Source organism: Pseudomonas sp. PH1b, assembly GCF_000633395.1.
Lineage (GTDB): Bacteria > Pseudomonadota > Gammaproteobacteria > Pseudomonadales > Pseudomonadaceae > Aquipseudomonas.
On the sequence record NZ_AYMU01000031.1, the window covers coordinates 19,479 to 32,297 of the forward strand.

Annotated in this window: 10 protein-coding genes; 5 read left to right on the forward strand and 5 right to left on the reverse strand. The window is 62.6% G+C overall.

The window, feature by feature from the left end; all coding sequences use genetic code 11:
* Nucleotides 1-27: 27 nt before the first annotated feature.
* Both pta and U873_RS0131095 read left to right on the forward strand, forming a co-directional pair.
* Entirely contained in the window at nucleotides 28-2,127 is a 2,100-nt protein-coding gene (pta, locus tag U873_RS0131090; protein WP_025131969.1) for a phosphate acetyltransferase, read from the forward strand.
* Complete coding sequence (locus U873_RS0131095) at nucleotides 2,128-3,033, forward strand: acyltransferase (protein ID WP_025131970.1); 906 nt, start codon at nucleotides 2,128-2,130, stop codon at nucleotides 3,031-3,033. It abuts the gene before it with no gap.
* Nucleotides 3,034-3,192: 159 nt separating this feature from the next.
* Here the strand turns inward: U873_RS0131095 and cysN are convergent, their stop codons facing one another.
* The 4 genes from cysN to U873_RS0131115 form a co-directional block, all read right to left on the reverse strand.
* The gene (gene cysN, locus U873_RS0131100) at nucleotides 3,193-5,091 is read right to left on the reverse strand and encodes a sulfate adenylyltransferase subunit CysN (protein WP_025131971.1); all 1,899 of its coding nucleotides are present in this window, start codon (nucleotides 5,089-5,091) and stop codon (nucleotides 3,193-3,195) included.
* Between the two features lie 53 nt (nucleotides 5,092-5,144).
* Complete coding sequence (locus tag U873_RS0131105) at nucleotides 5,145-5,486, reverse strand: four helix bundle protein (RefSeq protein ID WP_025131972.1); 342 nt, start codon at nucleotides 5,484-5,486, stop codon at nucleotides 5,145-5,147.
* A gap of 103 nt (nucleotides 5,487-5,589) precedes the next feature.
* Nucleotides 5,590-6,507, reverse strand: coding sequence for a sulfate adenylyltransferase subunit CysD (gene cysD / locus U873_RS0131110; protein ID WP_025131973.1), 918 nt, complete (start codon nucleotides 6,505-6,507; stop codon nucleotides 5,590-5,592).
* A 247-nt stretch (nucleotides 6,508-6,754) separates the two neighbouring features.
* Entirely contained in the window at nucleotides 6,755-7,513 is a 759-nt protein-coding gene (locus tag U873_RS0131115) for a Nif3-like dinuclear metal center hexameric protein (protein WP_025131974.1), read from the reverse strand.
* Nucleotides 7,514-7,615: 102 nt separating this feature from the next.
* Between U873_RS0131115 and algW the strand changes: the two genes are divergently transcribed.
* From algW to U873_RS0131130, 3 genes are all read left to right on the forward strand, one after another.
* A complete protein-coding gene (algW, locus tag U873_RS0131120) occupies nucleotides 7,616-8,770 on the forward strand; it encodes a Do family serine endopeptidase AlgW (protein ID WP_025131975.1) in 1,155 nt (384 codons plus the stop codon).
* 85 nt (nucleotides 8,771-8,855) lie between these two features.
* Nucleotides 8,856-10,961, forward strand: a complete 2,106-nt coding sequence (locus U873_RS0131125) for a TonB-dependent siderophore receptor (RefSeq protein ID WP_025131976.1) — start codon at nucleotides 8,856-8,858, stop codon at nucleotides 10,959-10,961.
* Nucleotides 10,962-10,973: 12 nt separating this feature from the next.
* The gene (locus U873_RS0131130) at nucleotides 10,974-11,702 is read left to right on the forward strand and encodes a DUF4198 domain-containing protein (protein ID WP_025131977.1); all 729 of its coding nucleotides are present in this window, start codon (nucleotides 10,974-10,976) and stop codon (nucleotides 11,700-11,702) included.
* 62 nt (nucleotides 11,703-11,764) lie between these two features.
* Here U873_RS0131130 and hisC read toward each other — a convergent pair whose 3' ends face one another.
* A complete protein-coding gene (gene hisC / locus U873_RS0131135) occupies nucleotides 11,765-12,817 on the reverse strand; it encodes a histidinol-phosphate transaminase (protein ID WP_025131978.1) in 1,053 nt (350 codons plus the stop codon).
* Nucleotides 12,818-12,819: the final 2 nt, after the last annotated feature.

Genomic DNA, 12,819 nt, shown 5'->3' on the forward strand with positions numbered 1-12,819 from the left:
TTGCCATGCACCTTCTTGAGAATTCGCATGCAAACTTTTTTTATCGCGCCCACCGATTTTGGTGTGGGTCTGACCTCCATCAGCCTCGGGCTGGTGCGTACCCTGGAACGGGCCGGCCTCAAGGTCGGCTTCTTCAAGCCCATTGCCCAGCCTCACCCGGGCGACACCGGCCCCGAGCGCTCCACCGAGCTGGTGGCCCGCACCCACGGCCTGAAACCACCGCAACCCCTGGGCCTGGCCCAGGTGGAGCGGATGCTCGGCGACGGCCAGCTGGACGAGTTGCTGGAAGAAATCATCGCCTTGTACCAGCAGGCGGCCATCGGCAAGGACGTGCTGATCGTCGAAGGCATGGTGCCGACCCGCAGCGCCAGCTATGCCGCCCGGGTCAACCTGCACCTGGCGAAAAGCCTGGATGCCGAGGTGATCCTGGTGTCCGCGCCGGAAAACGAAGTGCTCACCGAACTGTCCGGGCGAGTCGAGTTGCAGGCCCAGTTGTTCGGCGGCCCCCGGGACCCGAAAGTGCTGGGGGTGATCCTCAACAAGGTGCGCACCGACGAAAGCATGGAGGCGTTTTCCGCCCGCCTCAAGGAACACTCGCCGCTGCTGCGCAGCGGTGACTTCCGCCTGCTGGGCTGCATTCCCTTCCAGCCGGAACTGAACGCCCCGCGCACCCGCGATGTGGCCGACCTGATGGGCGCCCAGGTGCTCAACGCCGGCGACTACGAAAGCCGGCGCATGACCAAGATCATCATTTGCGCCCGCACCATGCGCAACACCGTGGAGCTGCTCAAGCCCGGAGTACTGGTGGTGACCCCGGGCGACCGCGACGACATCATCCTTGCGGTGAGCCTGGCGGCCATCAACGGCGTGCCCCTGGCCGGCCTGCTGCTGACCAGCGACACCCTGCCCGACCCACGGATCATGGAGCTGTGCCGTGGCGCCTTCAACGCCGGCCTGCCGGTGCTGTCGGTGAGCACTGGCTCCTACGACACCGCCAACCAGCTCAACGGCCTGAACAAGGAAATCCCCATCGATGACCGCGAGCGTGCGGAAATCATCACCGACTTCGTCGCCAGCCACCTGGACGCCAACTGGCTGCACCAGCGCTGCGGCACCCCGCGGGAAATGCGCCTGTCGCCGGCGGTGTTCCGCTATCAGTTGATCCAGCGGGCCCAGGAAGCCAACAAGCGCATCGTCCTGCCCGAGGGCAGCGAACCCCTGACCGTGCAGGCCGCTGCCATCTGCCAGGCCCGGGGCATTGCCCGCTGCGTGCTGTTGGCCAAGCCGGAAGACGTGCACGCCGTGGCCCGGGCCCAGGGTATCGAACTGCCGGAAGGCCTGGAGATCCTCGATCCGGACCTGATCCGCGAACGCTACGTCGAACCCATGGTGGCCCTGCGCAAGAGCAAGAGCCTCAACGCGCCCATGGCCGAGCAGCAACTGGAAGACCCGGTGGTGATCGGCACGGTGATGCTGGCCCTGGATGAAGTGGACGGCCTGGTATCCGGGGTCATCCACTCCACCGCCAACACCATCCGCCCGGCCCTGCAACTGATCAAGACCGCCCCGGGCTGCACCCTGGTGTCCTCGGTGTTCTTCATGCTGTTCCCCGAGCAGGTGCTGGTCTACGGCGACTGCGTGATGAACCCGCACCCCAGCGCCAGCGAACTGGCGGAGATCGCCCTGCAGAGCGCCGACTCGGCGGCGGCCTTCGGCATCACCCCGCGAGTGGCAATGATCAGCTACTCCAGCGGTGATTCGGCCAGCGGCGAAGAAGTGGAAAAGGTCCGCGAAGCGACCCTGCTGGCCCACGAGTCCCAGCGTTCGCTGTTGATCGATGGGCCGTTGCAGTACGACGCCGCAGCCAACGAGAACGTTGCCCGGCAGCTGGCCCCCAACAGCCAGGTGGCGGGCAAGGCCACGGTGTTCGTGTTCCCCGACCTGAACACCGGCAACACCACTCACAAGGCCGTGCAGCGCAGCGCCGACTGCGTGAGCCTGGGGCCGATGCTGCAAGGCCTGCGCAAGCCCGTGAACGACCTGCCCCGCGGCGCCCAGGTGGACGACATCGTCTACACCATCGCCCTGACTGCAATTCAAGCCGCCAACCGACCTATGGATGTCTAAATGCTGGAATTTCTACCTGCTGCCGTACGCGGGATCATCGCCTCGCTGCTCCTGGCGCTGAACACCATCCTGCTGTGCTCGTTCCTGTTCTGCGTGGCGATCTTCAAGGCTCTGCCCTTCGCCCTCACCCAGCGCTTTACCCACTGGCTGATGAACCACACCCATGAAGCCTGGATCAGCAACAACAAGGCCTGGATGAAGCTGGTGTGCCGCACCCGCTGGCACCTCAGCGGCCTGGAGGGCCTGGACTACCAGCACTCCTACCTGGTCACCAGCAACCACCAGAGCTGGGTCGACATCATGGTCCTGCAGTACGTGCTCAACCGGCGCATCCGCCCGCTGAAGTTCTTCCTCAAGCAGGAACTGATCTGGGTACCGGTGATTGGCCTGGCCTGGTGGGCCCTGGGCTTTCCCTTCATGAAGCGCTACTCCAAGGCCTACCTGGAAAAACACCCGGAGAAAAAGGGCAAGGACCTGGAAACCACCCGCAATACCTGCGCGAAGTTTCGCAACAACCCGGTGGGCATCTTCAACTTCGTCGAAGGCACACGCTTCACCGAAGCCAAGCACGCCCAGCAGCAGTCGCCATTCCGTTACCTGCTCAAGCCCAAGGCCGGTGGCATCGCCTTTGTCCTGGATGCCATGGGCGAGCAGTTGCAATCGATCATCGACGTGACCATCCACTACCCAGCCGGCCGCCCCGGTTTCTGGGACCTGCTGTGCGGCCAGGTCAAGGAGGTGGTGGTGCGTTTTGAGGAAGTGCGGATTCCAGCGCAGTTCATTGGCAAGAACTACGAGCAGGACACCGCCTATCGTCAGGAATTCCAGGCCTGGATCAACCAGCAGTGGTTGGCCAAGGATGCGCTGCTGGAAGTGCTGCATCGGGAGTATCCGGCCAAACCCTGAGGGCCTCTTCGCTGGCAAGCCAGCTCCTGCACAGAGGTCCGCAGGAGCCGGCTGGCCGGCGAACGCTATCTGAAGCGCACAAAAAAGCCCGCAGCCGATCACTCGACTGCGGGCTTTTTCTTGCAGCTTCCAGCTTGAGCCTGGCGCTGCTTGCGTGGCTTAGATCGCGCCGCGAGTACGCAGCAGATCCAGCACCTGCTTGACGCTCTCTTCCAGGGACAGCGACTGGGTGTCGACCACCAGGTCGGCATTCAGCGGCACGTCATAAGGGAAGGACTCGCCCGGGATGTTGTCCCCGCCGGCCGCATACAGGCCCTGTGGATCACGCTCGGCGCACACCGCAGGCGATGCCTGGACGTAGACCGTCAGCAGACGCTCCTTGCCGATCAGGTCCTTGGCCTGTTCGCGGCCTTCGGCGCTCGGCGCCACGAAGGCCGCCAGGGTCAGCAGGCCGGCTTCGTTGAACTGACGGGCCACCTGAGCCGCACGCCGCCAGTTCTCGGTACGCCCGGCACGGTCCTGGGGCAGGCCCTTGTTCAGGTCATGGCGCAGGTTCTGGCCATCGAGGACGAACACCGCACGCCCCATGTCGAACAGCTTGCGCTCCACGGCATAGGCCAGGGTGCTCTTGCCCGCGCCGGACAGGCCGCTGAACAATACCGTGGCCGGCTGCTGGCCGAAGCGCTGGGCGCGCTCCTCAGTGGCTACATGGGCCTGCCGACCATGATGGGTGGCGCTGCCATGGGCCACTGGCTGGGCGATGATCATGCCCGCGCCGACGGTGCCGTTGGTCAAGCGATCGATGACGATGAACGCGCCAGTGGTGCGGTTGCTTTCATAGCCGTCCAGGGCGATCGGCGCATCGAGGCTGATCTTGACCTTGCCGATCTCGTTCAACTGCAGCGCGCTGGCCGCGCCCTCTTCCAGGGTGTTCACATCGACCTTGTGGACAATGCTGGCAATCGAGCCCGGCACGTAGCTGGTGGCGCGCTTGATGTCGTACTTCTTGCCCGGCAGCATCGGCTCTTCGGCCATCCATACCAGCATGGCTTCGAAGCTGTCGGTCACGGGCGGCACATTATCAGCGTGCACCAGCAGGTCGCCACGGGAGATATCGATCTCGTCTTCCATGGTCAGGGTCACGGCCTGGCCGGGACCGGCCTGCTCCAGCTCGCCTTCGAAGGTGACGATGGATTTCACCCGGCTGCTCTTGCCCGACGGCAACACCACGACTTCGTCGCCCTTGTGCACGACGCCGCTGGCCAGGGTGCCGGCAAAGCCACGGAAGTTCAGGTTCGGACGGTTGACGTACTGCACCGGGAAACGCAGGTCGGTGAAGTTGCGGTCACCGGCCACTTCCACGGTCTCGAGGATCTCCATCAGCGACTGCCCGCGGTACCACGGCGAACGCTCGCTCTTGTTCACCACGTTGTCGCCCTTGAGCGCCGACATGGGGACGAAATGCAGGCTGGTAGGCTGCATCTTCAAGCCTTCGGCAAACTTCAGGTAGTCGGCCTTGATCGACTCGAACACGCCTTCATCGAAGTCCTTGAGGTCCATCTTGTTGATAGCCACGACGATGTGCTTGATGCCCAGCAAAGAGGCGATGAAGCTGTGGCGGCGGGTCTGGGTCTGCACGCCGTAGCGGGCGTCCACCAGGATGATCGCCAGGTCGCAGGTGGAAGCACCGGTGGCCATGTTGCGGGTGTACTGCTCATGGCCGGGAGTGTCGGCGATGATGAACTTGCGCTTGGCGGTGGAGAAGTAGCGGTAGGCGACATCGATGGTGATGCCCTGCTCGCGCTCGGCCTGCAGGCCATCCACCAGCAACGCCAGGTCGATGTCGTCACCGGTGGTGCCGACCTTCTTCGAGTCCCGGGTGATGGCTTCCAGATGGTCTTCGTAGATCATCTTCGAGTCGTGCAGCAGGCGCCCGATCAGGGTGCTCTTGCCGTCGTCGACGTTGCCGCAGGTCAAAAAGCGCAGCAGCTCTTTACGTTCGTGCTGGCCCAGGTAAGCGAGGATGTCCTCGCTGATCAAATCAGATTGATGGCTCATAGCGTTCAAGCTCCAAGCTGTAAGCTTCAAGCGGCAAGCTTGTCGGCGTACAGCTAGTCAGAAATTTTTTTGATCAAGCCGCAGAGCATTTTGGAAAGCTCGCGAGTTTCTTTAATCCAATTTTCAGCCAGCGGCTTTGCTATGTAGGCAATCTCACTGCCGACGATGATCTGCGTGCGCAACTCCCCGTTGGAAGCTTTTGCAATCCAGAGAAACCAGCATTTCTCCCTGGCACTACGTCGCTCCATACCTTCAGCGATATTGGAGGGCACCGAGAGTGCCGAGCGAGTGATTTGATTCTTGAAACCAAAGTCCTCACATCGTGCCATCTCTCTATAGATATCTACCGCCAGAGCCTTGCTTCTCTGCCAAACAACCAGTTTCTCGAAGTCCATGACGAGTCACTCGATGCTGGCTCACAGCAACCCGCTGTAAGCATCAAGCTGCAAGCTACGCATCACGCTTCTAACTTGCAGCTTGTCGCTTGTAACTTGAAGCTTAAAAGTACCCTTGACGTTTTTTGTCTTCCATCGAGCCTGCGCCATCGTGGTCGATGACCCGGCCCTGGCGCTCGGAAGTTCGCGTCAGGAGCATTTCCTGGATGATGTCCGTCAGGCTCTCGGCCTCGGACTCCACCGCGCCCGTCAACGGGTAGCAGCCAAGGGTACGGAAACGTACTTTCTTCTTGACGATGCGGGCTTTCTCTTCATCGGACAGATGCTCGAGGATGCGCTGGTCATCGATCATGATCAGGGTGCCGTTCTTCTCGATCACTTCCCGCTCGGCGGCGAAGTACAGCGGCACGATCGGGATGCCTTCCAGGTAGATGTACTGCCAGATGTCCAGCTCGGTCCAGTTGGACAGCGGGAACACGCGGATCGACTCACCCTTGTTGACCTTGCCGTTGTAGACGTTCCACAGCTCGGGGCGCTGGTTCTTCGGGTCCCAGCGGTGCTTGCTGTCGCGGAACGAGTAGACGCGCTCCTTGGCGCGGGACTTCTCTTCATCGCGACGAGCACCACCGAAGGCGGCATCGAAGCCGTATTTGTCCAGGGCCTGCTTGAGGCCCTCGGTCTTCATGATGTCGGTGTGCTTGGCACTGCCGTGGGTGAAGGGGTTGATGCCCTGGGCCACACCATCCGGGTTGACGTGGGTGATCAGCTCCAGGCCCAGTTCCTCGACCATGCGGTCGCGGAACTTGTACATTTCCTGGAATTTCCACTGGGTGTCGACGTGCATCACCGGGAACGGCAGCTTGCCGGGGAAGAACGCCTTGCGGGCCAGATGCAACATCACGGCGGAGTCTTTACCGATGGAGTACAGCATCACCGGGTTGTCGAACTCGGCGGCCACCTCGCGGATGATGTGGATGCTTTCCGCCTCCAGCTGTTTCAGATGCGTCAGTTTGTCGACCATGGCTACTCACGAAAGCTTTCTTATGGACGGCCATCGGGCCGTGTTCGAGCGGGGCATGCTAGCACAGCGACCTGCTTCTAATCAGGACGCCAACTAGAACGAAACGATATATGAATATACCGCCCGGTTAGGCGCCAAAGCCCCTGAGCCAAAGGCCGGCGTAGGAGCTGGCTTGCCAGCGAAGGCGCTTACGGGCGCACCTCAAGGCTGAAGATCTTTTCGCCAGCAAGCCGGCTCCCGCATGGGCTCAGATTGGGTTGGTGCAGTCGATGAACAGGTGCTCCAGGGCGAAGCGCCGGGCCAGGTAGTCGCCCAGGGCCTGGACGCCATAACGTTCAGTGGCGTGGTGACCGGCAGCAATGAAGCTGATGTCGTTTTCCCGGGCGCTGTGGAAGGTCTGCTCCGAGGCTTCGCCGCTCAGGTACAGGTCGACGCCGGCCTGCACCGCCTGGTCGATGTAGCCCTGGCCGCCACCGGTGCACCAGCCGACCCGGCGGATCATTTTGCTGCCTTCGACCAGCAAGGGCTCGCGGCCCATGACTTCCTGTACCCGGCGGGCAAAGTCCCGCGGGGTCATGGGCTCGCCGAGCGACCCTACCAGGCCGACGATCTTGGGGTTTTCCGGGTCCAACGGGCCTTCGACGGTAATCTCCAGCTGCCGGGCCAACTGCACGTTGTTGCCCACCTCCGGGTGCAGGTCCAGGGGCAGGTGATAGGCCAGCAGGCTGATGTCGTGCTTGAGCAGGGTTTTCAACCTACGCTGCTTCATGCCGGTGATGCAGGGGTTCTCGCCTTTCCAGAAGTAGCCGTGATGCACCAGCACCAGATCGGCCTTGGCCTCCACTGCCGCGTCCAGCAGCGCCTGGCTGGCTGTGACGCCGCTGACGATGCGCATGACCTGCGGCCGCCCTTCCACCTGCAGGCCATTGGGGCAATAGTCAGCGATGCGTGAACTGCCCAGGTAGCGGTCCGCTTCTTCCACCAGTGTGCTCAGGGCAACGGCCATAAAAGACTCCTAAATATCCCGTTCAGAGGCGCGCGCGGCCTCGTATAATGCGCGACATTATGGGCCGTGCGCAGCCCTTCGTAACCACCCAGGACTTGCTCAATGCTCAAGGCTCTGCGTTTTTTTGGCTGGCCGCTACTGGCCGGCGTGCTTATCGCGTTGTTGATCATCCAGCGTTACCCGCAATGGGTCGGCCTGCCCAGCCTGGACGTCAACCTGCAGCAAGCTCCGCAAACCACCAGCACCCAGCAGGGCCCGGTGTCCTACGCCGATGCGGTGGTGATCGCGGCGCCTGCGGTGGTCAACCTGTACACCACCAAGGTCATCAACAAACCCGCTCATCCGCTGTTCGAAGACCCGCAGTTCCGGCGTTTCTTCGGTGACAACCTGCCCAAGCAGCAGCGCATGGAGTCAAGCCTGGGCTCCGGGGTGATCATGAGCCCCGAAGGCTATCTGCTGACCAATAACCACGTGACCTCCGGTGCCGAGCAGATTGTGGTAGCGCTCAAGGACGGCCGTGAAACCCTGGCCCGAGTCATCGGCAGCGACCCGGAAACCGATCTGGCAGTGCTCAAGATCGACCTGAAGAACCTGCCGTCGATCACCGTCGGGCGCTCGGAAAACGTGCGCGTCGGTGACGTCGCGCTGGCCATCGGCAACCCGTTCGGCGTCGGCCAGACCGTGACCATGGGCATCATCAGTGCCACCGGGCGCAACCAGCTGGGCCTGAACAACTACGAAGACTTCATCCAGACCGACGCCGCGATCAACCCGGGCAACTCCGGTGGCGCGCTGGTGGACGCCAACGGCAACCTGACCGGGATCAACACGGCGATCTTCTCCAAGTCCGGCGGCTCCCAGGGCATTGGCTTCGCCATCCCGATCAAGCTGGCCATGGAGGTGATGAAGTCGATCATCGAGCACGGCCAAGTGATCCGTGGCTGGCTGGGCATCGAAGTACAACCCCTGACCCAGGAGCTGGCGGAGTCCTTCGGCCTGGCCGGACGCCCGGGCATCGTCGTGGCCGGTATCTTCCGTGATGGCCCGGCACAGAAGGCCGGCATGCAACTGGGTGACGTGATCCTCAGCATCGACGGTGAACCTGCCGGTGATGGCCGCCGTTCGATGAACCAGGTGGCGCGGATCAAGCCCACCGAGAAAGTCGCGATCCAGGTGATGCGCAACGGCAAGGAACTCAAGCTGACCGCGGAAATCGGTCTACGGCCACCGCCCGCGCCGGTCAAAGAAGAAGAGTGACGCTGCGCCCGGCCAGGCCGGGCTAAAAGCATACACTCTCATTAGTCATGTTATATTGTTTCAATATCGCTATTGGAACAGCCCCATGACGTCCCGAACAATACTTCCCCTGGCAGGCCTGGCCCTGGGCCTGCTGGCCGATCCCCTGCTCGCTGAAGAGCCCCGGCCCCTCGAACTCGAAACCACCCGTATCAGTACCGAATACGAATCCGCAACGGGGCCGGTCAAGGGCTACCGGGCCACGCGCTCGGCCAGCGCCACCAAGACCGATACGGCGATCCGCGATATCCCGCAGTCCATCAGCGTGATCCCCGCCAGCGTGCTCAAGGACCTGGGCAGCGGCAATGTCGAGCGCGCCCTGGAGTTCGCCGGTGGCGTTTCCAAGCAGAACAACTTCGGCGGCCTGACCTTGTATGAGTACAGCATCCGTGGTTTCACCACCTCGGAGTTCTACAAGGATGGCTTCAGCGCCAACCGGGGTTATCCCAGTACCCCGGACGCCGCCACCATCGAGCGCATCGAAGTGCTCAAGGGGCCGGCTGCCAGCCTCTACGGCCGCGGCGACCCGGGCGGCACGGTCAACATCGTGACCAAGAAACCCCAACCCGAAGCCTTCGCCACCTTGCAGACCAGCGCCGGCAGCTGGGATCGCTACCGAACCGCCCTGGACCTCAACAGCCCACTGGACGCCGAAGGCCAGCTGTTGTCACGGGTCAACCTGGCGGTGGAGGACAACCACAGCTTCCGCGACCACGTGGACAGCCGCCGAGTGCTGGTCGCCCCCTCCTTCAGTTGGCAATTGAATCCGGACACCAGCCTGCTGCTGGAAAGCGAGTTCGTGCGTCATAGCTCGACTTTCGATCGCGGCATCGTCGCGCCCGACAATCGCTGGAGCGGCGTATCCCGCTCGACCTTCCTTGGCGAACCCAACGACGGCAATATCGACAACCACAACAACCTGCTCCAGGCGACGCTGGAGCATCACCTCGACGACAACTGGAAGCTGCGCCTGGCCAGCCATTACAAGGAAGGCAAGCTGTGGGGCTTTGCCTCGGAATCGCGCCCGCTGAACAGTAACCTGCACACGGTCAACCGACGCTACCGCGAACGGGACAACAACTGGCACGACAGCATCACCCAGCTGGAGCTGCATGGCCTGTTCGACCTTGGCAGCTGGCAGCACCAGTTGCTGATCGGCAGCGAATACGAGAACTACCGCAAGAACGAACGGGTCACCACCATCGCCGGGGGCACCTACCCGATCGACATCTACGACCCGATCTACGGGCAGCCCAAGCCCAACGGCAAACGCTCGGGCAGCGACTTCTTCGAGCAGGTGCACAGCCAGGCACTGAACCTGCAGGACCAGATCATCTTCACCGAGCGCTGGCGAGGCATGCTCGGGGCACGCTTCGAGCATTTCGAGCAGAGGATCGACGATCACACCAACGGCAACCGCAGCCGCCAGACCCACGACGCCCTCACCCAGCGCGCCGGCCTGCTGTACCAATTGACCCCGCAAGTGGGCCTGTTCGCCAACGCCTCCACCTCGTTCAAACCCAACAACGGGCTGGATGCCGGCGGCAAGTCGTTCAAGCCAGAAGAGGGCATAGGTTATGAAGTGGGCATCAAGAGCGAACTGTTCGACGAGCGCCTGAGCGCCACCCTCGCCGCCTTCCACATCGACAAGGAAAACGTTCTGGCCCTGGACCCCGGCACCGACTCCAGCCGCGCCATGGGCAAGGCCCGCAGCCAGGGCTTCGACCTGCAGTTCAGCGGCCAGTTGACCGACGCCGTGCGAGTGATAGGCGCCTACGCGCTGATCGATGCCGAAGTCACCAAGGGCGATCCGACGATCCCCGCCGGCAGCAGAATTCTCGGAGTGGCCAAGCACAGCGGCAGCCTGCTCGGGGTCTACGAATTCCAGCACGGCCTGCTGCGAGGCTCGGATATCGGCGCGGCCCTGACCTATGTCGGTGATCGCTCGGGCGAGGCGGGTGGCCGCTTCGAACTCCCGGCCTATCGCACCCTGGACCTGCTGGCCCACTACAAGGCCAGCGACAGCCTGACCCTGGGCCTGAACCTGAATAACCTGTTCGACGAGAAGTACTACGAGCGTTCCTACAGCAACTACTGGGTCAACCCCGGCGAACCGCGCAACTTCACCGTCAGCCTGACACTCAACCTGTAGAAGGGAATCCCCATGCAACAGCGCAAATCAATCTTCCTGCTGGGACTGCTGGGCGTCTTGAACGCCAGCCAGGCCTCGGCCCATGGCCTGTGGACTGAACAACGACGAGGCAACATCGAGGTGATCTACGGCCATGGCGCCGAGGATGATGCCTTCAAGGCACAGAAGATCAGCGGGGCCTGGGCCTACGACAGCAGCGCAAAAATGATCCCGGTGACAGTACAGCGCCTGGCGGACCATGCGCGCCTGCAGCCGCTCAAACCGCCTGCGACCCTTGCGGTCGCACTCGACAATGGCATGTGGTCGCAAACCGCAGACAAGCGCTGGGTCAACCTGGGCCGCAGCAAAGTGCCCGATGCCATCGAGTCGACCCAGACCTTCAAGTACAGCCTGGCGATCTATCAGCCCGCGGCAAAACTGCCCAAGCTTGATCAGCTCAAGCTGGTGATCATTCCCGAGACCGACCCGCTGCTGGTGGGGCCAGGCAACAGCCTGCCGGTGCGGGTGCTGCTCGATGGCCAGCCCGCCGCAGGGGTGAAGTTGGTGGGTGACTACCGCAATGCACCGAACACCCTGAGCACCGAGACCGATGCCCAGGGCCGTGCCCAGGTGGTGGTGCGCAACGAGGGGTTGAACGTGATTGCCGCGCAAGTCGAAGTGCCCCTCAAGGACAACCCCGATGTAGCCTCCCGCGGACTGTTCAGCTCCCTGACCTTCCTTGGCCAGCCGCATCACGAATGAGGGCTGCCGGGGGCAGCAGCTGCAAGCGGCAAGTTTCTAGCTAGAAGCTTGCGGCTTGCGGCTTAGAGCTCTCCCAGAGCGTCGATCAGGGCCTGGTTCTGCTCCTGCGTGCCAATGCTGATGCGCAGGAACTGGGCGATCCGTTCCTGCTTGAAGTGACGCACGATCACCCCTTGCTCACGCAGTTTGGTCGCCAGGCCCGCCGCGTCGTGCTGCGGGTGCCGGGCGAAAATGAAGTTGGCCGCCGATGGCAGTACTTCAAAACCCTTGGCCTGCAGTTGCGCTACGACCCACTCGCGGCTGTCAATGACCTGCTGGCAGGTCTTGGCGAAGTATTCGCGATCCTCGAAGGCTGCTGCCGCGCCGACGATCGCCAGGCGATCCAGCGGGTAGGAGTTGAAGCTGTTCTTGACCCGCTCCAGGGCCTCGATCAGGTCCGGATGCCCCACCGCCAGGCCCACCCGCAGCCCGGCCAGGGAACGGGACTTGGACAGGGTCTGGGTGACCAGCAGGTTCGGGTAGCGATCCACCAGGCAGATGGCACTCTCGCCGCCAAAGTCGATGTAGGCTTCGTCGACCACTACCACCGAATCCGGGCTGGCCTTGAGAATCTGCTCGACCGCGTCCAGGGCCAGCAGGCAGCCGGTGGGCGCATTCGGGTTGGGGAAGATGATCCCGCCGTTGGGCTTGGCGTAGTCGGCCACGCGGATCTGGAACTGCTGGTCCAGGGGCACCGCTTCGAAATCGATAGCGTACAAGCCGCAGTACACCGGATAGAAGCTGTAGCTGATGTCCGGGAACAGCAGTGGCAGTTGCTGCTGCAGCAGGCCATGGAAAATGTGCGCCAGGACTTCGTCGGAGCCGTTGCCGAGGAACACCTGGTTGCCCTGCACTCCGTAGTAGCTGGCCACTGCCTGCTTGAGCAGGTCACTGTTGGGATCGGGGTACAGACGCAGGTTGTCGTTGAGCTCGGCCTGCATCGCCGCCAGGGCCTTGGGCGAGGGACCGTAGGGGTTTTCATTGGTGTTGAGCTTGACCAGCTTGGTCAGCTTGGGTTGCTCGCCCGGTACGTAGGGCACCAGGTTCTTGACCAACGGACTCCAGAATTTGCTCATGT